Source organism: Bacillus inaquosorum, assembly GCF_023238325.1.
GTDB lineage: Bacteria > Bacillota > Bacilli > Bacillales > Bacillaceae > Bacillus > Bacillus inaquosorum.
Genome location: NZ_CP096592.1, coordinates 1,725,929 through 1,747,691, shown reverse-complemented (window position 1 = coordinate 1,747,691; position 21,763 = coordinate 1,725,929). Strand labels below are relative to the sequence as shown.

Sequence of the window (21,763 nt, the reverse complement as noted above, 5' to 3'; positions counted from 1 at the left end):
CCACTCCCCTGCTCTCTTATAGAGATATCACTCTATAAGCATGCTTATTCTGACTCGTCCCATTTCATGCTATAATTATCGAATGCAGGAAGAATGAGAGGGTGTATTGCATATGTCGTTTGATGGCATGTTTACATACGGAATGACACACGAACTTAATGAGAAAATGATGGGCGGGCGAATTACGAAAGTCCATCAGCCATATAAGCACGATGTGATTTTTCACATCCGTGCTAATGGAAAAAACCAAAAACTATTACTATCCGCTCACCCGAGCTATTCACGGGTGCACATCACGACGCAAGCTTATGAAAACCCAAGCGAACCGCCAATGTTTTGCATGCTGCTGAGAAAGCATATCGAAGGCGGATTCATTGAGAAAATTGAACAAGCGGGCTTGGACCGCATTATGATTTTTCATATCAAAAGCCGGAACGAAATTGGCGATGAAACCGTTCGAAAGCTTTATGTAGAAATTATGGGCCGCCACAGCAATATCATTTTGACAGACGGAGCAGAAAATGTGATCATCGACGGACTTAAGCATTTATCACCGTCAATGAACAGCTACCGTACCGTACTGCCCGGCTACGATTATAAGCTTCCGCCGGCCCAGGACAAAATCTCGCCGCTCGAGGCGACAGAAGACGATATTTTACGTCATCTCAGTTTTCAAGAAGGACGGCTGGACAAACAAATTGTCGACCACTTTTCAGGTGTGTCTCCGCTCTTTGCTAAAGAAGCGGTTCACAGAGCGGGGCTTGCCAACAAAGTCACACTGCCAAAAGCGCTGCTGGAGCTGTTTACAGAAGTAAAAGAACACCGCTTCCTTCCCAACATTACAACTGTAAACGGAAAGGAATATTTTTATCTGCTGGAGCTGACTCATCTAAAAGGTGAAGCGCGCCGGTTTGATTCATTAAGCGAGCTGCTCGACCGTTTTTATTTCGGAAAAGCTGAACGAGACCGGGTTAAGCAGCAGGCTCAGGATCTTGAACGGTTTGTTGTCAATGAACGGAAGAAGAATGCCAACAAAATCAAAAAATTAGAGAAAACACTGGAGTATTCGGAAAACGCGAAGGAATTTCAGCTATACGGGGAGCTTTTAACTGCTAATTTATACATGCTGAAAAAAGGTGATAAACAGGCTGAGGTCATCAACTATTACGATGAAGAAAGTCCGACAATCACGATACCGTTAAACCCGAACAAAACGCCTTCTGAAAACGCACAGGCCTACTTCACGAAGTATCAGAAAGCGAAAAATTCGGTCGCAGTTGTCGAAGAGCAAATCAGGCTGGCACAGGAGGAGATCGAATACTTTGATCAGCTGATTCAGCAGCTTTCGTCCGCTTCTCCTCGAGATATCAGCGAAATCAGGGAGGAGCTCGTGGAGGGCAAATATTTACGCCCTAAGCAGCAAAAAGGACAGAGAAAACAAAAACCGCACAACCCGGTTTTAGAAACATATGAATCCTCTTCGGGCTTAACGATTTTAGTGGGTAAAAACAACCGCCAAAATGAATATTTAACGACAAGAGCGGCAGCCAGAGACGATATTTGGCTTCACACGAAGGATATTCCAGGCTCCCACGTTGTGATCAGAAGCAGCGAACCGGATGAGCAAACAATCATTGAAGCCGCGACAATTGCAGCTTATTTTTCAAAAGCTAAAGATTCAAGTTCAGTTCCTGTAGATTATACAAAAATCAGACATGTCAAAAAACCGAACGGTGCGAAGCCTGGCTTCGTCACCTACGACAGCCAGCATACCGTTTTTGTCACACCTGATGCTGATACTGTCATCAAGCTGAAAAAAAGCTGAGCCGCATAAAGAAAAGCCAGAGCATTGTATGCTCTGGCTTATTTCTTTCGTCTTACATGATAAAGCCTGTCAACTTCAGCGACAAAGTCGCCGTCAATCAGCTCATCCACTTTTTCAGACAGTTCCTTTGTATGCTTTGGACTGGCTCCGTTTGTAGAAACAGACACCGTAACATGCCCTCTTTTTACGATTTTCGGTATGTACACGTTGCCAAGCTCAGCTTCACTGACACAATTGACAAGCTGAAAAGGTGAAGCGGTTTGAGCAATTTCTTTGTTCACTGCCGCATTATCCGTCGCGGCAATAATCAAAAAAGCATCGAGATAGTCTTCTTTTTCAATCGTGCGGCTGGCCCATCTGATGCGGCGGTTGTCTGCCATCTTCTTGATTTCCGGTTCAACATCCGGACTGACAAGCGTAATATCAGCTCCCTCAGAAAGTACCGTTTTCAGCCTTCTGAGAGCAATGGTGCCGCCCCCCGCAATGACAACCTTTTTCTTTTCCAGGCTAATGTGCAGCGGAAGCATATGAACCTCCGTCAAAATCAAATTGCCCCTCATGGTTTGCGGCGGTTTCTCTCACACGGTTTAAAAATGCGTTTTTCACATGGGGGTGGAAACCGATATAGGAAGAGAGATAGACATTCGGATTTTGAGCTTTTAATTTCTGAACCTCTCGTTCTATTTCATTCATCAGCATACCCGTAAAGAGCAAATAGGGAACAACAAAGGTTGTCATGCCGTCATCTTTTTTAAGCTCTGAAAAAATCTCTTTATAATTCGGGCCGCATGCTGTCAAAAAGCACGGGATGACTTCCTTGACCGGAATCATCTGTTGAAGAAGATTGGCAATGCCGGTTACGTCTCTTTTTACAGCGGGATCTGAACTGCCCCTCCCGATGAGCACGACTCTGGCATTTTCATACGGAACACCTATGTCTTTCATTCGGTGATATACTGCTTTGACTACTTCTTCGTCAATCCCGATCGGCTTTCCGTATGAAATGCGGACTGAAGGATATCGCGATGCTGCACGCGCAATTTCTTCCGGAATATCATGTTTTGCATGCGCAGCTGTTAAAAGAAGCAGAGGCACCACTGCGATATGAGTGGCGCCTTGCTTCACACATGCTTCAAACCCTGTCTCAATTGTCGGCTCCTGAAGCTCCAAAAAGCTGATTTCCTGTACAGGCGCAGAGACGTGCGCCTTGCATCCTTCCAAAAAGGCTGCGGCTTCTTGCTGCGCTTTTTTTACCCGGCTGCCGTGACCAACATATAAAATCGCTTGTTTCATTTTACAACGCCTCGCTTAAATCTTGTTTTTTCAGTTCAGATTCAAACCAATCCAGCTTATAGTGATAATTTACAACATTTCCAATGACAATTAAACTCGGATTTTTAATATCTTCTTTTATCACTGTTTCTGAAAGGGTTTCAACTGTACAAAAAACAGATTTTTGCTTGTCCGTTGTTCCCCAGTGAATAAAGGCTGCCGGCGTAGAACCGTCCCGGCCGTTTTCAAGGAGTTTTCTTTCAATCTGCTGTACGTTTTTGATACCCATATAGATGACAAGTGTATCAATTCCTGTAGCCAGCACTTTCCACTTTTCCTCAAAATCTTCTTCTTTTTTATAATGACCCGTTACAAAAGCGACGTTAGAGCCCGCATCCCGATGAGTAACAGGAATCCCGGCATAAGCGGCTGCCGCGATTCCTGACGTAATGCCAGGGATGATTTCAAACGGAATTCCGTTTTCAGAGAGGCATTCCGCTTCTTCCCCTCCTCTGCCGAACACAAATGGGTCTCCGCCCTTCAGTCTGACAACGGTTTTCCCTTTTTGTGCATACTTCACAAGAAATCGATTGATGGTTTCTTGTTTCATCGTATGAAAATCTGGAAGCTTCCCGCAGTAGATCAGGTCTGCTTGCTCTTTGGCATATTGTAAAATCTCTTTATTTACTAATCTGTCATATAAGATGACATCAGCTTTTTCAATGGCTTTCAGCGCTTTAATTGTCAGCAGATCAGGGTCTCCGGGACCCGCTCCTACAATATATACTTTCCCCATCGTATTTCCCCCGATCTATTCGAGTTCTTCCAGAACATTCGCTGTGATGTTATTCTCGCTTGCATTTCAACGTCTGAGAAGAACACAGCAGATCATATTTAGCTCAATTTTTGTTTGACAAACTCGATCAGCTGGTTTTTACACTCTTCACGGTCATGCTGTCCTGAATCAAGAACGAGCTCCGGTGCTTCCGGCTCTTCATAAGGAGAATCAATTCCTGTAAAGAACGGAATTTCCCCGTTTCTTGCTTTTTTGTAGAGCCCTTTCGGATCTCTTTGTTCACAAATATCGAGGTCGCATTTAATGTATACCTCATTGAATTCGCCTGCTTCCACAAGCTGGCGAACCTGTTCTCTGTCCTCGCGGAAAGGAGAGATAAAAGCAGTAAGCACAATGGTGCCCTGCTGAACAAAAAGCTTTGCCACCTCTCCGATCCGGCGGATGTTTTCTTTTCGGTCTTCATCAGAAAAACCAAGATCCTTATTTAAGCCGTGACGGATATTATCACCGTCCAGCACAATCACCTGGTAGCCCTGCTCAAACAATTCTCTCGCAGCTGCATTGGCAATCGTTGATTTACCTGAACCGCTTAACCCTGTCAGCCAGAGAATGGAGCTTTTGTGCTTGTTTTTTTGCTGATACTCTTCTTTTGTAATAGAGGCTTCATGCCATACGATATCGCGATTTGTCACTGCCAGTCCTCCTTAAGATACGCCTGCTTCTTCTTTTTTCTTCATACCTCTGATTAACACTTCTACGACTTCTGCGCGGCTGAATTCTGCAGGAGGCAGCACACCGTCTCTCAGCATGCCTCTTACCTTAGTGCCTGATAAGATGACGTGATGCTCTCTGCCATGAGGGCAAGTTTTCGCTGTTCCCATATTCCCGCATTTTTCGCAGAAGAAGCTGTGCTCGAATTTCAGCGGTGTAATTCCGAGTTCTTCAGGTTTAAATGTGTCAAACAGCTCCTGTGCCTCGTATGTTCCGTAATAGTCACCTACACCTGCGTGATCGCGGCCGACGATAAAATGCGTGCAGCCGTAGTTTTTTCTGACAAGCGCGTGGAAAATCGCTTCTCTCGGTCCTGCATAACGCATCGCCGCTAAGAAGACGCCAAGGAACACGCGGTCTTTCGGATAGTAATTGTCAAGAAGCACTTGGTAGCTTTCCATCCGCACATCAGCTGGGATGTCATCAGATTTTGTTTCGCCTACCAGCGGGTTTAAGAACAAGCCGTCTACTGTTTCAAGAGCCGTTTTTTGAATGTATTCATGCGCTCTGTGAACAGGATTTCTTGTTTGGAAACCGACAATGGTTTCCCAGCCATTTTCCGCAAACTGGCGTCTTGTTTCTGCCGGTTCAAACGTAAACTCAGGGAACTGTTTTGAAGCTTTTTTAATCAATGTGATCGGTCCGCCGACATATGTATCGCCGCGGCTGAACAGCTTTTTAACACCCGGATGCTCCTGCTCATCCGTTTTGTACACATTGACAGCTTCTTTTTGTTTGTCAGGCACGTACAGGTCTTCGATTTGGATCACGCCGTATGTTTCTCCTTCATACGTTAGCTTTACCGTTTCACCGACTGACAGTTCCGCTGCTTTTTGCGCATCGACCGGAAGTGTGATTGGAAGGGACCAGACAACGCCGGAAGAAAGACGCATGTTTTCGACAACAGATACGTAATCTTTTTCATTAAAGAAGCCTTCGATCGGGCTGTATGCGCCAATTCCGATTAATTCCAAATCCGCGAAAGAAATTAAATCAAGTTCAATTTCTTTTTGAATGCTGCTCACATCATATGATTCATCTACTCTGTTTACTAATGTTCCTCCGTGTGGTGCTAAGCTCATAATATCCATTTCCTCCTAGTTAACATATAAAATAACTCAGATTAATGATCAGATTCCCCCGCCTTGTTCGTGGACAGAGCGTCTCTCTTTACGAATGGCCTTCGTCAGGCTGATGGCACCGCCCGCCGCTAAAAGCACGCTTACCATGATAAAGATTGAATAATAATCCTCTTTTAAAAACAAGGATACAAGCAGATAAGAAATCGATAAAGATAAAAACGGCGATACGATCCATACCTTCAGCATCGTTTGAACAACTTGTTTATGGAACACATTCGGACCGTTTTTTGCCATGCCTATTCCGATAATAGACGATGACGTGACTTGCGCCAGAGGCACCGGCATCCCAAATACAGAACTGATGATCACCAGTCCGGCTCCTGTACCGGATAAGAGAATGCCTTCTCCTTTTGAGAATCTCGTAATTTTCTTCCCGTTTGTTTCTAACACCCGCCGGCCTAATAACAGTGCGCCAAGGGAGACAAAAACTCCCCCGTACAAGGTTCCTTTCGCGACATCAAGCACACCGGCCGCTACTAATGGGCCAACGGCATTCGCCACGTTGTTCATGCCGGCAGAGAACGCTTCAAAAAATCCGGCAACTAACAAAACAATGCCAAGGATTTTTTGCTTTTTAGAAGACTTAATTTCAATCTTAAAATAGCTAAACAGCTTTGAAACAAAATAGGTGAAGCCGAAAGCAAACAGCGGGACAAAAACCCAAAACGCCACAATGACCAGAAGATTGTTCACAAACAATACTTTGTAAGCCACTCCCACTCCGACAACCGCGCCGACTGTTACTTCACTTGTCGACAATGGAATGCCGAGCAGATTAGCCGTAAAGAGCGACAGCGCAGCGGCTCCAATAATGATGCAAACAATCGTCAGTGTAATCGTCTGCTCGGGGATAATGCCGGAGCTGATGGTTTTTACAACCTCGCCCCCGCCAATGACCGCCCCGGCCAGCACACCGACTGCACATATGATCAAAGCGTAGGTTTTCTTTTTGATGGCTCCAGAGCCGTAAGCAACTCCCATCGAAGCTGCAGCGCCGCTTGCACCGATATTCATCGCGAAAAACAAGCTAAATAAAATAGCGGCTAATTCCATTTTGCAGCTCCTTATTCATGCAATCCGCATTCTGTTTTCGCCATACCATTCCATCTGCCTGAGCGTAAATCCTCTGCGGTAAAAGCAGGAGCCGTACAAGGTGCGCAGCCAATGCTTGGATATCCTTGGTCATGAAGCGGGTTGTAGTCCAGCTCATTCCGGGATGTGTATCTCCAAATGTCTTTCCAAGTCCAATGGATAAGCGGACATACTTTTACTGATTTGAATTTTTCATCTTTGTTTAAGAAATTTGTATTGGCACGGCTTGGCCCTTGATCGCGGCGCAGACCGGAAAGCCAGGCCGGATGCCCTGAAAGCGCCTCTCTTAAAGGAACAACCTTTCTAAGATAGCAGCACTGATTCGGCTCTCTTTCCCACAGTTTGTCACCATATTCTTCGGCTTGCTCCTCAAGGGTAAGATCTGGCTTTTTCAGGATGATATTAAGACCCGGATAACGCTCTTTCACTCGCTCAATCGTTTCATAGGTTTCTTTAAAATGAAGTCCTGTATCAAGAAACACAATCTCTGCGTCTTTTTTCACTTTATAAATTAAGTCAATCAGAACGATTCCCTCAATTCCGAAACTGCAGGCATAAACAAGCTGATTGCCGTAATGGCCGTATGCCCACTTTAAAACTGACAGCGCTCCTTTATAAGGATCGTCTTCCGGAAATGTAATCGTTGGTTCCTCCCAATTATCGTACGTTAACATTTCTTCTTTCCTCCTTTCGGAGACAAACAAACAGTAGCTTTCTGCCGGTTGTCTTTTCCCAATTGTAATGTGGTGCGGCTGCTGTTATCGCAAACAGCCTTTTTTCCTCTTAAAATAAAAAACTTTCAATCCGGCGGAAAGAAAGACAGGAACAGCATGTAGCCCTTATCTTTCAAAATGGAATTCATTTTGCTGGAAGTAGCACCTTACACACTGTGCAGGTTGCCGGGCTTCATAGGTCCAGTCCCTCAGCCGCTCTTGATAAGTTTTTAGATTTGTAGTAAATTTTAGCACAATTCTAACATAAGTCAACCCGACTTTTTTTATAGGATTAATAAAAAAACAGGCCTCTAGGCCTGTTTTCACGCACAGCAAGGCTTTGAAGCCCCTGTGCATCACCGGAATTTATTTTTTATTTTTTAAACCAATCTTTCGACTCGGGATTTTGCTTCCACGTTTGCAGCTTTTTCAGATCGTCCGAATGAATATTTCCGTTTTCAAGCGCGACCTCTGTCAGCGTATCATAATCAGTTAATGAGTAGTATGGCAGTTCTGCCTTCGCAAACGCTTCCTGCGCTTTAGGAAGCCCGTACGTAAAGATTGAGACAACCCCAAGCACCTCACAGCCAGCCGCTTGTAAAGCTGCCGCAGCTTCAAGCACGCTGCCTCCTGTGGAGATTAAGTCTTCAATGACGACCGTTTTTTGGCCTTTTTGAACAGCTCCCTCAATCTGATTGCCTTTTCCGTGCGCTTTCGGCTTGCTTCTCACATAACACATCGGAAGATTCAAACGGTCAGCCGCCAGAGCAGCATGAGGAATACCGGCTGTTGCTGTTCCCGCAATCATTTCAGCTTCAGGAAAATGCTCTTCGACAAGCTTGCTGATGCCTGCGGCGACATCATTTCTGACCTCCCGGAAAGATAGTGTAAGGCGGTTGTCACAGTAGATTGGCGATAAAATGCCGCTTGCCCATGTAAATGGCTCGTTTGGGCGTAAAAATACAGCTTGGATGTCTAATAGATGTTTTGCGATGATTTGTTTCATTGTTTGATTCCCTCCCATTCGAGTCTGACAGCTTCATAGGCTTTTACCGGGTCTGCCGCTTTTGTAATCGAGCGTCCTACCACAATCGCTGATGAACCTTTCTCTCTTGCAATTGCAGGTGTTGCTACGCGGATTTGGTCATTCGCAGCGTCCTCTGACATCCTGATCCCCGGAGTGACAGTCAGAAATGAAGGCGAAACCGCTTGGTAAATTGCTTTCGCTTCATGAACAGAGCAGACCACTCCATCCAGTCCGCTTTCTTCCGCCAGTTTGCTGTAGTGCACAACCGTGTCGATCAGAGGCTTTTGGATCAGCAGTTCATCTTTCATCATTTGTTCAGATGTGCTTGTCAGCTGGGTTACCGCGATAAGTGACGGGCGTTTTTTTCCAGCCGGCGTACCTTCTTCTAAACCTTCCAGAGCTGCTTGCATCATTTTTTTGCCCCCGGCCGCATGAACATTGACGAGGTCTACTCCGAGACCGGCAAGGCGCTTCATCGCTTTGTTTACAGTGGTCGGGATGTCATGAAGTTTTAAATCTAAAAACAGTTCGCAATTTCTTTCTTTTAGCTGTTTAACTATGGATGGCCCTTCTTGATAAAAAAGCTCCATTCCAACCTTTACAAATAACGGTTCTTTCTGAAAAGGCGCTAAGAATGCAAGTGTTTCTTCAACTGATGCAAAATCAAGCGCGATGATGGGCAGGTTGTTTTTCATGATTCCAGCTCCTTCCGATGCATTCTTCAATTGTTTGATAGCCGTATTGGCGCAAAACAGCAGGGAGCTGTTCAATGATGTCTGGACATGCAAAAGGATTCACAAAGTTTGCTGTTCCGACTGCGACCGCGCTTGCTCCCGCGAGAAGAAACTCCAGTGCATCTTCAGCCGTCTGCACGCCTCCCATACCGATAATCGGGATATTGACAGCCTGGCTGACTTCATACACCATGCGAATGGCAACCGGCTTCACAGCAGGGCCGGAAAGTCCCCCTGTTTTATTCGCTAATATCGGCTTGCCTGATTTTAAATCGAGCCTCATGCCGATTAATGTGTTGATCATCGTAAGACCATCCGCTCCCGCCTCTTCGATCGCTGATGCAATTTCTGTGATATTTGCCACGTTCGGGGAAAGCTTCACATAAACGGGCACATCTGAAACCTCTTTAACCGCTTTCGTCAAATCGGCAGCCATTTCAGGGTTCGTGCCAAAAGCGATTCCGCCTGTTTTCACATTCGGGCAGGAAATGTTCAATTCAAGTGCATGAACATTAGGCGCTTTGCTGATATGCTTCGCGACTTCAACATAATCCTCGACTTGAGAGCCTGCGACATTGGCAATGATCGGCGTATCAAACTGCTCAAGCCACGGCAGCTCATTTTGCAAGACGCTTTCCAGCCCCGGATTTTGCAGACCGATCGCATTGAGCATTCCAGCGCCAGTCTCAGCTACCCTAGGGGTCGGATTCCCGAAGCGAGGCTCTTTTGTCGTAGCTTTGATCATGATTGCTCCGAGACAAGACAAATCATAAAAACGCGCAAACTCTTTTCCAAAACCGAAGCAGCCTGATGCAGGAATGATCGGGTTTTTCAAATCAAGCCCAGGTAATTTCACCTCTAGCATTACAGCGCCACCTCCTGAGCTTTAAATACAGGCCCGTCGAGACATACTTTTACGTAGGATGTCTCACTTTCGTTTGTATGGCACACACACGCGAAGCATGCGCCGATTCCGCAGCCCATTCGTTCCTCCATAGACAGGTAGACTTCTTTATGGGCATATTCCTTTTTTAACGCCTTCAGCATCGGTGTCGGCCCGCAGCTGAGGAGAATGTCAAACTCTAGATTTTTCTGTTTAATTACATTTGTAACAAACCCGGTTTCCCCATAGCTTCCGTCAGCTGTTGCCACATACGTGTCTCCGTACTGCTGGCACTCTTCTTCGTAAAAAACATCCTTTGCTGATTGAAATCCTAAAACGTGTATGACCTTGACCCCTTTTTCGTTCAAGCGTTTCGACAGCTCTTGGAGAGGCGGCACACCTACACCGCCTCCTACCAGCAAAGCCGTCTTTCCGGGTTGGACTTCATTGACCGGAAAGCCATTTCCCAAAGGCCCGAGGACATCTACAAGCTCTCCCTGCTGCTTTAGCGACAAGAGCCTTGTTCCTTCCCCATCTACTCGATAAATGATGGTAACTTCATTTTTTTCAAAGTTGACGTCGGCGATGCTGATCGGCCTTCTCAAAAGAGGCGTAACCGCTTCGCTCACTTTAAGATGAAGGAACTGTCCCGGGGTTGTAAACCCTTGGACAAGCTCCCCTTTCAGAACCATTTGATACACCCGGTCTGCAATATGCTGGTTAGAACATACTGTCAAATACGCTTTTTTCATATAGTGACTGCCGCCTCCTGATTTGTATTGACTGCCGGCATTTGATCAGCACGGAATGTCATGCTTTCCAGCACTCGCAATATCGCTTCTGCCGTATCTAAAGATGTTAAGCAGGCAACACCGTTTTCTACTGATTCACGTCTGATTCTAAATCCGTCTCGTGCAGGCTGCTTTCCTTTTGTCAGCGTATTGATGACAAACTGCGCTTCTCCGTTTCTGATCACATCAAGCAAGTTCGGGCCATCCTGGCCGATTTTTCCGACGACCTTCGCTGGAATTGAAGCTTCTTTCAGGTAACCTGCCGTTCCTTCCGTGGCTAAAATGTTGTAGCCGATCGCATGGAACCGCTTAGCGATGGCTAGCCCTTCTTCTTTGTCTTTATCAGCCACTGTTAAAAGCACGGAACCGTAGTTAGGGATTTGAATGCCTGAAGCAATCAGGGCTTTATAGAGCGCCTTTTCAAGGGTAGAATCTTTACCCATGACCTCACCTGTTGATTTCATTTCAGGTCCTAACGTAATGTCCACTCTTCTCAGCTTCGCAAAGGAGAAGACCGGTGCTTTTACAAATACACCTTGCTGTTCAGGCTGAAGGCCCTCTGTATAGCCAAACGCAGACAGCTTTTGACCGAGAATGATTTTGGTTGCGAGATTCGCCATTGGGATACCTGTAATTTTGCTTAAGAACGGTACGGTTCTGCTTGATCTCGGATTCACTTCGAGCACGTACACTTCGCCTTTTGACAAGACGAATTGAATATTGAGCAAACCGACAATGTTCAGCCCTTTGGCTAGTGCGATCGTGTACTGTTCAATTTTTTTCTTAATGTCCTCTGTGAGAGACTGAGGCGGATAAACAGCGATTGAGTCTCCGGAGTGAACGCCCGCACGTTCAATGTGCTCCATAATTCCCGGGATTACAACTGTTTCACCATCAGATACTGCATCCACTTCAATTTCTTTCCCAGTTAAATATCTGTCAATTAATACTGGGTGCTGCGGATTGATTTTGACTGCGTTTTTCATGTAATGAAGCAGTTCTTCCTCATGATAAACAATCTCCATTGCCCGGCCGCCTAGTACATAGGAAGGGCGCACCAGTACCGGATAGCCGATGTCACTCGCGATGCTTACCGCCTGATCAACTGATGTCGCTGTTTTGCCAAGCGGCTGCGGAACGCCAAGTTCTCCAAGCGCTTGTTCAAATTTATCCCGGTCTTCCGCGCGGTCTAAATCTTCTAATGAAGTCCCAAGGATTTTGACTCCGCGTGCAGAAAGCTCGTCAGCCAGGTTAATGGCAGTTTGCCCGCCGAATTGTACGACAACGCCCACCGGCTGTTCGAGGTCAATGATATGCATGACATCTTCAATTGTAAGCGGCTCAAAGTACAGCTTGTCTGAGATACTGAAATCTGTTGAAACGGTTTCCGGGTTGTTATTGACAATAATGGCTTCATAGCCTGCTTGTTTAATGGCCCACACAGAGTGAACAGTCGCGTAGTCGAACTCAACACCCTGGCCGATTCGAATCGGACCGGAACCAAGCACGATCACACTTTTCTTATCCGTAACGACAGACTCATTTTCTTCTTCGTATGTGCTGTAGAAGTATGGTGTTTCTGATTCAAATTCCGCCGCGCACGTATCTACCATTTTGAAGACCGGCGCAATTCCCGCTTGTTTTCTCAAGCTGTAAAGCTCCGATTCTTTCATTTCCCACTCACGGCTGATGTACTTATCAGAGAATCCGAGTTCTTTTGCCCGTCTCAGCACATCCGTATCGCCAGCATGTGCCTTCAATTCTTTTTCAAACTGTACGATTCCGAACAGCTTATGCAGGAAGAAGACATCGATAGCGGAAAATTCATGGAGCTCTTCTACCGTGTAGCCTCTTCTGTATGCTTCAGCTAAGTAGAATAAGCGTTCGTCACCGGCCTTTTTAATTCGTTTTTCAAGAAGCTCATCGGAAATGTCAGCAGCGTCTTTCAATTCCAGATGATACACATCCGCTTCCAGGGAACGCACAGCCTTCAGCAATGACTCTTCAAGCGTGCGTCCGATCGCCATGACCTCTCCTGTCGCTTTCATTTGCGTGCCGAGCTTTCTGTTTGCTGATTCAAACTTATCAAACGGCCAGCGCGGAATTTTGGATACGACATAGTCAAGAGCGGGTTCAAATGCTGCATATGTTTTTCCTGTCACCGGGTTCATCATTTCATCTAATGAAAGGCCGACTGCGATTTTAGCAGCGAGCTTTGCAATCGGATATCCCGTCGCTTTTGATGCAAGAGCAGATGAACGGCTGACACGCGGGTTTACTTCAATAATGTAGTATTGGAAGCTGTCCGGATCTAAAGCGAGCTGTACGTTACATCCGCCTTCGATTCCAAGAGCGCGAATCAGTTTTAACGATACATTCCGCAAGAGCTGATATTCGCGGTCGCTGAGCGTTTGGCTCGGCGCGACTACAATACTGTCTCCAGTATGGATTCCGACTGGATCAATGTTCTCCATGTTACAAACGACAATGGCGTGATCCTGGCTGTCTCTCATGACTTCATACTCGATTTCTTTATAGCCGGCGATGCTTTTTTCAAGCAGACATTGATGCACCGGGCTTAATTTTAAGCCGTTCTCAACAATTTCTTTCAGTTCGGTTTCGTTCGAGCAGATGCCTCCGCCTGTTCCGCCTAATGTATATGCCGGGCGGACAATGACAGGGAAACCAATTTGACTGACGAAGTTTTCAGCTTCTTCCAGAGAGTGGATGATCTCACTTTCAGGCACCGGTTCATTCAGCTCATTCATCAGTGTTCTGAACAAGTCGCGGTCTTCAGCCTGCTGAATCGCAGACAGCTTCGTGCCAAGCACTTCAACGCCGCATTCTGCCAGGACGCCTCTTTCTGAAAGCTCAACCGCAAGATTCAAACCGGTTTGGCCTCCGAGAGTGGGAAGAATGGCATCTGGGCGTTCTTTTCTGATGATTCGTGTCAGGAATTCAGGTGTGAGCGGTTCGATGTAAACCCGGTCAGCCATTTCTGTATCTGTCATGATCGTGGCAGGGTTTGAGTTGACAAGGATGACTTCATAGCCTTCTTCTTTCAAAGCAAGGCAGGCTTGCGTTCCCGCATAGTCAAATTCTGCTGCTTGGCCGATGATGATCGGTCCGGATCCGATTACTAAAATTTTGTTAATGTCTACGCGTTTTGGCATACCGCTTCCCCTTCTTTCTCTGTTGTTTCGATCATTTCAATGAATCTGTCAAATAGATGGTTGGCATCCTCAGGACCAGGCGAGGCTTCAGGATGGTATTGAACTGTAAATGCCGGCAGTGTTTTATGCTTCAGCCCTTCAATCGTATCGTCATTAATTGCGATATGTGTCACTTCCAGTTCTGTTTCGTTGATGGATGACACTGTATAGCCATGGTTTTGAGATGTTAAGGCGACTTTTCCGGTAGCCAGCTCTTTTACCGGGTGGTTTGAGCCTCTGTGGCCGAATTTCATTTTCTCAGTATTCGCCCCGCACGCCAGCGCGAATAATTGGTGGCCAAGACATATTCCGAATAATGGCACTTTTCCGAGAACACCTTTAATCATTTCAATCGCTTCAGGCACATCTTTTGGATCCCCAGGTCCGTTAGAAAGCATGATGCCGTCCGGTTTCAGCTGAAGCACTTCTTCTGCTGTAATGTTGTAAGGCACAACGATAACGTCACATTTCCGTTTGTTCAGCTCTCTTAGAATCCCGTGCTTCATGCCGAAGTCAACCAAGACAATGCGTTTGCCTCTTCCCGGGCTCGGATATGCTGTTTTGGCTGATACTTGGGATACTTGATTTCTCGGCAGTTCAGTTTCGTTCAGTCTTTTCAGCACTGCCTCGATATCTTCATCTGGTGAAGTGAATGTTCCTTTTAGCGCGCCTGCCGTGCGAATCATTCTTGTCAGCTTTCTCGTATCAATTCCTTGCAGTCCCGGAATGTTTTTCATTTTTAAATATTCGTCCAATGTGTATGCTGAACGCCAGTTTGAAGGCAGTTCACATAATTCTTTGATGATCAGCCCTTTCACAAAAGGGGTAATGGATTCAAAATCATCACGGTTAATGCCGTAATTTCCGATAAGCGGGTACGTTAATGTTACAATCTGCCCGCAGTAAGAAGGATCAGATAAAATTTCCTGATAGCCTGTCATCCCAGTGTTAAAAACGACTTCTCCCATGCTGTGCTCTAAGCTTCCGAAGGCTTCTCCCTCGAATACCGCTCCGTTTTCCAGTACTAATCGTCTCTTCATTTGACAAGTCTCCCTTCTTCATAAGCAAGCTTCCCTGCCGCAATTGTAGCGACCGGCCAGCCGGTGCAGCTGATGCCGTTGAATGGTGTATTTTTTCCTTTTGATAAAAATGTTTCTTTGTCTATAACTGCTTCTTTTTCCAAATCGATTAACGTAATATCAGCGACTTGCCCCGTTTGTAATGTTCCGTATGGGAGACCGAACGCTTCGCATGGTTTGATTGTCATGTATTCAATCAGCTGTTTCAGCGACCAGCTGCCCTTTTTGACAAAGTGTGTGTATAGAAGCGGAAACGCTGTTTCTAAGCCGACAATTCCGAATGGCGCCATCTTCATGTCTGTGTTTTTCTCTTCTTCTGTATGCGGCGCATGGTCTGTTGCGATAAAATCAATTGTTCCGTCTAAAAGACCTTCGATTAAAGCGGCTCTGTCTTCTGCGCTGCGGAGCGGAGGATTCATTTTATAATTTGTGTCCAGCCCCGGAATGTCCTCATCACAAAGCAGCAAATGATGCGGTGATACTTCTGCTGTCACTCTGATTCCTGCTTTTTTCGCATCGCGTACGACTCTGACAGACTCTTTCGTGCTGATATGGCATACATGATAATGGCAGTTTGCCGCTTCAGCCAGCAATACATCGCGGGCAATATGAACCGATTCACACACAGATGGAATGCCATTGAGACCGTTCGCTTTGGAGAATGTCCCCTCATGAACGCTTCCTCCGTAAATTAAGGAGTTGTCTTCGCAATGCGCAACAATCGCTTTGTCAATTGCGGCTGCCCGTTTCATCGCTTCATACATCATTCCTGCTGTCTGTATACCGACGCCGTCATCTGTGAAAGCAAATGCCCCGGCTTCTTTTAAAGCTTCAAAGTTTGTCATTTCACCGCCGATTTGTCTGATCGTAATAGATGCATACGGAAGAACTCTGACGCATGATGTTTCTTTAATACGGTTTTGCACCCATTCCATCTGCTCCTTCGTATCAGGAACAGGCCGCGTATTCGGCATTGCTGCTACTGTTGTATAGCCGCCGCGCGCTGCTGCTTTTGCGCCGGTTTCAATGGTTTCTTTTTTCTCTCCGCCCGGCTCTCTGAAGTGTACGTGGAGATCAACAAATCCAGGTGAAACAAGCAATCCTTTTGCATCAATTACTGTTTCTTCATCCGCTGCATCAAGCTTGCCGATTTCAGAGATGATTTCTCCGGTCACTCGAATATCCGCTTCTGTTTTTTCACCATTTTTGTTAAGTATCCAGCCGTTTTTAATGAGATATGACATACGCTGCTTCTCCTCTTTTCACATTGGTTTGTAAGGCACGCTGTATCACTGCCATTCTGATAAATACACCATTTTGCATTTGCTTGAAGATTCTTGATTTTTCGCTTTCTACTAAGCTGTCATCAATCTCCACTCCTCTGTTTACCGGAGCTGGATGCATAATGATTGCATGCTGCTTCATACGTTCAGCCCGTTCTGCAGTCAAACCGTACTTGTTTAAATAGCCGTCCTGGCTGACAGCGGACTGATGTCTTTCATTTTGAATGCGCAGCAGCATGACGACATCGGAAGACTCAACTGCTTCATCCATTGAGACATATGTGCCGAATGTATTTTCTTCATCCTGCCATTCCGAAGGACCGGAAAACAGGACTCGGGCACCTAGTCTAGTCAAAACTTCTGCATTAGACCTTGCCACTCTGCTGTGCTTGATATCGCCGTGAATGGAGACGGTAAGCCCTTTGAACGTATTGAACTCTTCATAAATCGTCATTAAATCAAGCAGTGATTGTGTCGGATGCTGGCCGCATCCGTCTCCCGCATTCAGAATCGGGATATTCACCTGGCTGACAAGCTCTTTATAGTACTCATCCTCACTGTGCCTGATGACGCACACGTCCGCACCAATTGATTCGAGCGTCCGGATGGTGTCGTATAAGGTTTCGCCTTTTTGCACGCTTGTGCTTGTTCCATCAAGGTTGAGCACATTCATACCCAGCTTTTTTTCTGCGACCTCAAAGCTGAACCGCGTTCTCGTGCTCGGTTCAAAAAACAGGTTCGCTGCAAATTTCCCCATAAGCCAATTGTCTGTTTTTCCGCCTTTTAGGTCTTGTGCTGTTTGAAGCAAATCTTTGATTTCCTCAATACTGAGTTCGCTCATCGTCGTTAAATGCTTCATGTTTTTTCCCCTCTCATTTCAACTTTAAGGCTGAAAAAAACCCCGGTCTTAGATAGACTCGGGGTATGGTTAAATAGAGGGCAGCATTGAAGCTTCCTTCTCTTCATAACCCTTCCAAGCCTCTCTGGACTTTCTTTAAAAGGTTTTAGATATGATGTTGTTCAGATGTATCTGCCTGCTCTTCCTTCGGCTGTGGAAGAATCAGGTTTAAGATGACACCGACTATTGCTGCAAGCGCCATTCCCGACACTTGGAATCCCCCTTGAGACACTTGGATAAATGCGCCTCCTACACCGATCACAAGGATAACTGATGTAATAATGAGGTTTCTGTTGTTTTCATAATCAATTTTGTTGTCAATCAGCATTCTCAGACCGCTCGAAGCGATGATTCCGAACAGCAGGAAGGAGACGCCTCCCATGACCGCTGACGGCACTGAACTGATCAGCGCTGAGATTTTGCCGATAAAGCCGAAGCAAAGGGCAATCACTGCCGCGCCGCCGATGACAAAGACGCTGAATACTCTTGTGATGGCCAGCACGCCAATGTTTTCCCCGTAAGTCGTTGTCGGCGGACCGCCGATCAGGGAAGCAAGGATTGTCGCCACGCTGTCCCCCATAATGGAGCGATGAAGCCCCGGCTTCTTAATGAAATCTTGTCCGACGACTTTGCTCAGCACCATTTGGTGGCCGATATGCTCTGACATTGTCACAAACGCGACGGGAACCATTGCCGCTGCGATGCCGAGTGTTACTGACGGTGAATAGTCTTTGAACGGGATGATAAATTCAGGCACTGCAAACCATTTCGCGTCAAGCACCGGCTGGAAGTTGACAATCCCTTGAGTAAGGGCAAACAAGTATCCGCCGATAATTCCGATCAAAACAGGGATCAGGCTTAAAAATCCTCGTAAGAAAATGGCGCAAATAATCGTGATGGCCAGCGTAACTCCTGCGACACTGAAGTGCTTTAAGCTGTAGACCAATTCACTTGCGTTTGGATCAGCGTACATCGCCATGTTTACTGCAGTACTTGCCAGACCCAGCCCGATGACGATAATAACAGGGCCTACGACTACAGGCGGGAGAATCTTCATCAGCCATCCTGTTCCAAGCTGCCTGATCAATAAGGCAATCAGCCCGTACACTAACCCTGCAAGAAACGCCCCGACCATTGCCGCTCCCGGCCCGCCGGTCGCTTTTACCAGTATGATTGGAGAAATAAAGGCGAAGGATGAACCGAGATACGCCGGAATTTGCCCTTTCGTTATAAGAAGGTAAGCAAGTGTCCCGATGCCGCTTGTCACCAATGCCACAGCAGGACTCATTCCGACCAGCTTCGGAACCAAAATCGTTGAGCCAAACATGGCAAACAAATGCTGCAGGCTGAATGAAACCCAAGAGAAAGGTGTCGGGACATCCCTGACTCCTAAATTTACTTTTTTCTTACTCATGATGATTTCCCCCTGATTGTTGACTTTCATTTTAGGATGACTCAATGACTGTATAAAAAAACCTCTTTGCTATTTTTACGCAAAGAGGCATACAAAGACCTGCCGAATACTTTCGGGACTTTGTTGTGCACCTCTTTGCAACCTCTCTGGATTGCCTTTAAAAAGGTGATCTATTATTCATTTTCATAAATGGCGACGAGATCGTTTTGATCTACCTCATCAAGCTGAACCATCACCTTTTCAGCTTTTGATGTGGGAATGTTTTTCCCGATATAATCCGCTCGGATCGGCAGCTCCCGGTGTCCTCTGTCAACAAGCACAGCCAGCTGAATGGAGGAAGGTCTGCCTACATCAACAAGCGCATCCATACCTGCTCTGACCGTTCTTCCGGTGTACAGGACATCGTCAACGAGAATGACTTTTTGATCTGTGATGTCTACCGGAATATCTGCACCTTTCACAAGCGGTTCTTCGTTGCTCGTTTTTTTGGAAAGATCGTCTCTGTAAAGAGTAATATCAATTTCACCAACTGTTACAGGATTCCCTTCAATCTGTTCGATTCGTTCTGCAAGGCGTTTTGCCAAGTAAATCCCTCTTGTCTTGATGCCGACAAGGATGCAGTTATTCATTCCTTTATTGCGTTCGATCATTTCATGAGCAATCCTGGTCAGTGCCCGTCTGATTGCCTGTTCGTCGAGAATGACAGCTTTTTGATTCAATGTGTGACACCTCACAGTTCATATAGAAGAAAAAAACCCCTCCTGCCAGAGCATAGAGGGGTTTTAGGACAAGGTGCGCGCATATACACGTATCCCGTCTATCCGTTATCCTTCTCAGCCTCTCTGGACTGTTTTAAAGAATCTATTCAGCTTCGTTTATTATTTCAGAAAAGAAACAGTCTGTCAACCGTTTTTTCTGAGGTTTTCGATTAATTCTGCCATATCCTCCGGGAGCGGGGCTTTAAATTCGACATATTCACCAGTACGAGGATGATCAAAACCTAAAATTCCGGCGTGAAGGGCCTGGCCGTTAAAATCGATCGTTTTTCTCGGACCGTATTTTGGATCACCCGCTAATGGAAATCCGATGTATTTCATATGAACACGAATTTGATGCGTTCTCCCTGTTTCAAGCTGGCATTCCACCAACGTAAAATCCTGAAAACGCTCAAGCACATGAAAATGAGTGACGGCGTTTTTGCCATCACGCGTCACAGTCATGCTTTGACGGTCTTTCTTGTCTCGTCCGATCGGCGCATCAATTGTGCCGTCATCGTGAGAAATAAGCCCGTGGACAACTGCCGTATATTTCCGCGTGACCGTTTTGTTGACCAATTGGTTTACGAGAGACTCATGCGCCATATCATTTTTCGCTACCATTAATAAGCCGGACGTGTCCTTATCGATTCTGTGAACGATCCCCGGACGCATCACGCCATTTATTCCGGAAAGGTCCGTGCAATGAGCCATAAGGCCGTTTACAAGCGTACCCGTAAGATGCCCAGGGGCTGGGTGCACAACCATTCCGCGAGGTTTATTGACGACCAGCACATCCTGGTCTTCATAATAAATATCCAGATCCATAGGTTCTGCCAGCACGTCGAGCGCTTCCGGCTCAGGTACGGTGACGGTCACCTGATCACCCGGCTGAATTTTATAATTCGATTTTACAGGGCTTCCGTTCACGACAACTTGTCCGTCTTTCACCCATTGCTGCACCTGGGTTCTCGACCAATCATTTTCAGTCGATGCCAGAAATTTATCAATCCGCTCACTTTTTTGTTCTTCTGAAGCGGTTATATCAATTTGATTCATGCTATTGCTCCTTTTTCTTTTTCCCGCTGTCCAACAGCATTTGTATAAATAAAAGCATTACGCCGACACATAGTGAAGAGTCCGCGATGTTAAAAATCGGGTAATTATAATCCACAATAATGACATGGATAAAATCCACAACTTCCTGTCTGACAGCCCGGTCGATGAAGTTGCCGATGGCACCGCCAAGCATAAGTCCGAGGGCCACGCCAAGAAGCCTTTGTCCTTTTGTATAACGCTGTATGTAATAAACAATGCCAATAATAACCGCGGTTGTAATGAGGTAGAAAAACCACATCTGACCGGCTAATATCCCCCATGCAGCACCCGTATTGCGATGGGAGGTGATATAGAATACCTGATCAATGATCGGAATGCTTTGTCCCAGCTCCATGTTTTTAACAACAAGCCATTTTGTCAATTGATCGGCTGCAATAATAAGTAGTGCAATCACATAATACAGCACAAACGTTCCTCCAGTTTACGGTTACTTTAATCCATTATGCATTTTATCAATAAAAAGCACTGGAGTAAAGAAATATCAGGCATATAAACTGGCCAGACACTGTTATTCATACAGTGCCTGACCATATTCGATATCGGTTGATTTCCACAGCGGAAGCGTTTTTTTTTCGAATTGGACAGAATAAAGAAAATCGTTTGCTGTTCGGGCAGTCGGCAACACCGCCAGTTTTGAAAGAGGAATGGGAGCCCCGGTTTCTTCACAGTATCCGAATGTGCCGTTTTCGATTTTGGACAATGCGAGGAGAACGTCTTGTAGCTCTTCTTTAATGTGATAGATCAGAGTTGCTTTTTGTTTATGATTGATTGCTGCTTGCGGGCTTGTTGAAACCTGAAAGCAAGAATACTCAAATAATCTCGACTGTAATTCTTCTTTCATCAGAAGAAGTTCCGTATAAATTGCGGTCAGTTGATCATTCATTCATCACAACTCCTGCTCTTAACGTAGTACCTATAGTGTTGCCTGTGAATGATGATCTAAAGCCCATAAGATTT

21 protein-coding genes and 1 riboswitch are annotated in these 21,763 nt (G+C 45.9%); of the genes, 1 reads left to right on the top strand and 20 read right to left on the bottom strand.

The annotated features are described in order from the left end of the window. Nucleotides 1–112: 112 nt before the first annotated feature. Nucleotides 113–1,825, top strand: a complete 1,713-nt coding sequence (gene rqcH / locus M1M80_RS08640) for a tRNA modification protein RqcH (RefSeq protein ID WP_060398604.1) — start codon at nucleotides 113–115, stop codon at nucleotides 1,823–1,825. Nucleotides 1,826–1,863: 38 nt separating this feature from the next. Here the strand turns inward: rqcH and sirC are convergent, their stop codons facing one another. From sirC to ylyA, 20 genes are all read right to left on the bottom strand, one after another. Next, nucleotides 1,864–2,352, bottom strand: coding sequence for a precorrin-2 dehydrogenase (gene sirC, locus M1M80_RS08635; protein WP_060398603.1), 489 nt, complete (start codon nucleotides 2,350–2,352; stop codon nucleotides 1,864–1,866). Then, nucleotides 2,333–3,118: a sirohydrochlorin chelatase gene (sirB, locus tag M1M80_RS08630; protein ID WP_060398602.1), complete on the bottom strand. Its 786-nt coding sequence runs from the start codon at nucleotides 3,116–3,118 to the stop codon at nucleotides 2,333–2,335. Before sirB ends, sirC begins: the two co-directional genes overlap by 20 nt. 1 nt (nucleotide 3,119) lies before the next feature. Continuing rightward, the gene (gene cobA / locus M1M80_RS08625; protein ID WP_060398601.1) at nucleotides 3,120–3,893 is read right to left on the bottom strand and encodes a uroporphyrinogen-III C-methyltransferase; all 774 of its coding nucleotides are present in this window, start codon (nucleotides 3,891–3,893) and stop codon (nucleotides 3,120–3,122) included. Nucleotides 3,894–3,991: 98 nt separating this feature from the next. Continuing rightward, on the bottom strand, nucleotides 3,992–4,585 hold the full coding sequence (gene cysC / locus M1M80_RS08620; protein WP_060398600.1) for an adenylyl-sulfate kinase: 594 nt from the start codon (nucleotides 4,583–4,585) through the stop codon (nucleotides 3,992–3,994). Nucleotides 4,586–4,597: 12 nt separating this feature from the next. Then, nucleotides 4,598–5,746: a sulfate adenylyltransferase gene (sat, locus tag M1M80_RS08615; protein ID WP_060398599.1), complete on the bottom strand. Its 1,149-nt coding sequence runs from the start codon at nucleotides 5,744–5,746 to the stop codon at nucleotides 4,598–4,600. Nucleotides 5,747–5,794: 48 nt separating this feature from the next. Next, nucleotides 5,795–6,859 (bottom strand): sulfate permease, encoded by a 1,065-nt coding sequence (cysP, locus tag M1M80_RS08610; protein ID WP_003238644.1) that lies wholly within the window; start codon nucleotides 6,857–6,859, stop codon nucleotides 5,795–5,797. 11 nt (nucleotides 6,860–6,870) lie between these two features. Further along, entirely contained in the window at nucleotides 6,871–7,572 is a 702-nt protein-coding gene (locus M1M80_RS08605; RefSeq protein WP_003238646.1) for a phosphoadenylyl-sulfate reductase, read from the bottom strand. 162 nt (nucleotides 7,573–7,734) lie between these two features. Continuing rightward, nucleotides 7,735–7,840, bottom strand: a riboswitch (SAM riboswitch). 144 nt (nucleotides 7,841–7,984) lie between these two features. Further along, nucleotides 7,985–8,617: an orotate phosphoribosyltransferase gene (gene pyrE / locus M1M80_RS08600; RefSeq protein WP_060398598.1), complete on the bottom strand. Its 633-nt coding sequence runs from the start codon at nucleotides 8,615–8,617 to the stop codon at nucleotides 7,985–7,987. Continuing rightward, nucleotides 8,614–9,333 (bottom strand): orotidine-5'-phosphate decarboxylase, encoded by a 720-nt coding sequence (gene pyrF, locus M1M80_RS08595; RefSeq protein WP_060398597.1) that lies wholly within the window; start codon nucleotides 9,331–9,333, stop codon nucleotides 8,614–8,616. The genes pyrE and pyrF overlap by 4 nt, the downstream gene beginning before the upstream one ends. After that, nucleotides 9,302–10,237, bottom strand: coding sequence for a dihydroorotate dehydrogenase (locus M1M80_RS08590; RefSeq protein WP_060398596.1), 936 nt, complete (start codon nucleotides 10,235–10,237; stop codon nucleotides 9,302–9,304). The genes pyrF and M1M80_RS08590 overlap by 32 nt, the downstream gene beginning before the upstream one ends. Continuing rightward, nucleotides 10,237–11,007 (bottom strand): dihydroorotate oxidase B electron transfer subunit, encoded by a 771-nt coding sequence (gene pyrK, locus M1M80_RS08585; protein ID WP_060398595.1) that lies wholly within the window; start codon nucleotides 11,005–11,007, stop codon nucleotides 10,237–10,239. The genes M1M80_RS08590 and pyrK overlap by 1 nt, the downstream gene beginning before the upstream one ends. Next, on the bottom strand, nucleotides 11,004–14,219 hold the full coding sequence (gene carB, locus M1M80_RS08580) for a carbamoyl-phosphate synthase (glutamine-hydrolyzing) large subunit (RefSeq protein ID WP_060398594.1): 3,216 nt from the start codon (nucleotides 14,217–14,219) through the stop codon (nucleotides 11,004–11,006). The genes pyrK and carB overlap by 4 nt, the downstream gene beginning before the upstream one ends. Further along, nucleotides 14,204–15,298 carry a carbamoyl phosphate synthase small subunit gene (locus M1M80_RS08575; RefSeq protein ID WP_060398593.1) on the bottom strand — a complete coding sequence of 365 codons (1,095 nt, stop codon included), beginning with the start codon at nucleotides 15,296–15,298 and terminating at the stop codon, nucleotides 14,204–14,206. The genes carB and M1M80_RS08575 overlap by 16 nt, the downstream gene beginning before the upstream one ends. Then, entirely contained in the window at nucleotides 15,295–16,581 is a 1,287-nt protein-coding gene (locus M1M80_RS08570) for a dihydroorotase (RefSeq protein ID WP_060398592.1), read from the bottom strand. The genes M1M80_RS08575 and M1M80_RS08570 overlap by 4 nt, the downstream gene beginning before the upstream one ends. Further along, nucleotides 16,565–17,479, bottom strand: a complete 915-nt coding sequence (locus tag M1M80_RS08565; RefSeq protein WP_060398591.1) for an aspartate carbamoyltransferase catalytic subunit — start codon at nucleotides 17,477–17,479, stop codon at nucleotides 16,565–16,567. The genes M1M80_RS08570 and M1M80_RS08565 overlap by 17 nt, the downstream gene beginning before the upstream one ends. A gap of 145 nt (nucleotides 17,480–17,624) precedes the next feature. After that, the gene (pyrP, locus tag M1M80_RS08560; protein ID WP_019258351.1) at nucleotides 17,625–18,932 is read right to left on the bottom strand and encodes a uracil permease PyrP; all 1,308 of its coding nucleotides are present in this window, start codon (nucleotides 18,930–18,932) and stop codon (nucleotides 17,625–17,627) included. Between the two features lie 173 nt (nucleotides 18,933–19,105). Then, nucleotides 19,106–19,651, bottom strand: a complete 546-nt coding sequence (gene pyrR, locus M1M80_RS08555) for a bifunctional pyrimidine operon transcriptional regulator/uracil phosphoribosyltransferase (RefSeq protein WP_003221477.1) — start codon at nucleotides 19,649–19,651, stop codon at nucleotides 19,106–19,108. Between the two features lie 183 nt (nucleotides 19,652–19,834). Further along, nucleotides 19,835–20,746 (bottom strand): RluA family pseudouridine synthase, encoded by a 912-nt coding sequence (locus M1M80_RS08550; protein WP_060398590.1) that lies wholly within the window; start codon nucleotides 20,744–20,746, stop codon nucleotides 19,835–19,837. A 1-nt stretch (nucleotide 20,747) separates the two neighbouring features. Then, entirely contained in the window at nucleotides 20,748–21,212 is a 465-nt protein-coding gene (gene lspA / locus M1M80_RS08545) for a signal peptidase II (protein WP_003238660.1), read from the bottom strand. A 102-nt stretch (nucleotides 21,213–21,314) separates the two neighbouring features. After that, on the bottom strand, nucleotides 21,315–21,689 hold the full coding sequence (ylyA, locus tag M1M80_RS08540; protein WP_003238661.1) for a sporulation-related RNA polymerase-binding protein YlyA: 375 nt from the start codon (nucleotides 21,687–21,689) through the stop codon (nucleotides 21,315–21,317). Nucleotides 21,690–21,763 lie beyond the last annotated feature (74 nt).

Bases quoted from the DNA above. Each gene is read 5' to 3' on its own strand.
- rqcH (WP_060398604.1), top strand. From the start codon at position 113: ATGTCGTTTGATGGCATGTTTACATACGGAATGACACACGAACTTAAT.
- sirC (WP_060398603.1), bottom strand. From the start codon at position 2,352: ATGCTTCCGCTGCACATTAGCCTGGAAAAGAAAAAGGTTGTCATTGCG.
- sirB (WP_060398602.1), bottom strand. From the start codon at position 3,118: ATGAAACAAGCGATTTTATATGTTGGTCACGGCAGCCGGGTAAAAAAA.
- cobA (WP_060398601.1), bottom strand. From the start codon at position 3,893: ATGGGGAAAGTATATATTGTAGGAGCGGGTCCCGGAGACCCTGATCTG.
- sat (WP_060398599.1), bottom strand. From the start codon at position 5,746: ATGAGCTTAGCACCACACGGAGGAACATTAGTAAACAGAGTAGATGAA.
- cysP (WP_003238644.1), bottom strand. From the start codon at position 6,859: ATGGAATTAGCCGCTATTTTATTTAGCTTGTTTTTCGCGATGAATATC.
- M1M80_RS08605 (WP_003238646.1), bottom strand. From the start codon at position 7,572: ATGTTAACGTACGATAATTGGGAGGAACCAACGATTACATTTCCGGAA.
- pyrE (WP_060398598.1), bottom strand. From the start codon at position 8,617: ATGAAACAAATCATCGCAAAACATCTATTAGACATCCAAGCTGTATTT.
- pyrF (WP_060398597.1), bottom strand. From the start codon at position 9,333: ATGAAAAACAACCTGCCCATCATCGCGCTTGATTTTGCATCAGTTGAA.
- M1M80_RS08590 (WP_060398596.1), bottom strand. From the start codon at position 10,237: ATGCTAGAGGTGAAATTACCTGGGCTTGATTTGAAAAACCCGATCATT.
- pyrK (WP_060398595.1), bottom strand. From the start codon at position 11,007: ATGAAAAAAGCGTATTTGACAGTATGTTCTAACCAGCATATTGCAGAC.
- carB (WP_060398594.1), bottom strand. From the start codon at position 14,219: ATGCCAAAACGCGTAGACATTAACAAAATTTTAGTAATCGGATCCGGA.
- M1M80_RS08575 (WP_060398593.1), bottom strand. From the start codon at position 15,298: ATGAAGAGACGATTAGTACTGGAAAACGGAGCGGTATTCGAGGGAGAA.
- M1M80_RS08570 (WP_060398592.1), bottom strand. From the start codon at position 16,581: ATGTCATATCTCATTAAAAACGGCTGGATACTTAACAAAAATGGTGAA.
- M1M80_RS08565 (WP_060398591.1), bottom strand. From the start codon at position 17,479: ATGAAGCATTTAACGACGATGAGCGAACTCAGTATTGAGGAAATCAAA.
- pyrP (WP_019258351.1), bottom strand. From the start codon at position 18,932: ATGAGTAAGAAAAAAGTAAATTTAGGAGTCAGGGATGTCCCGACACCT.
- M1M80_RS08550 (WP_060398590.1), bottom strand. From the start codon at position 20,746: ATGAATCAAATTGATATAACCGCTTCAGAAGAACAAAAAAGTGAGCGG.
- ylyA (WP_003238661.1), bottom strand. From the start codon at position 21,689: ATGAATGATCAACTGACCGCAATTTATACGGAACTTCTTCTGATGAAA.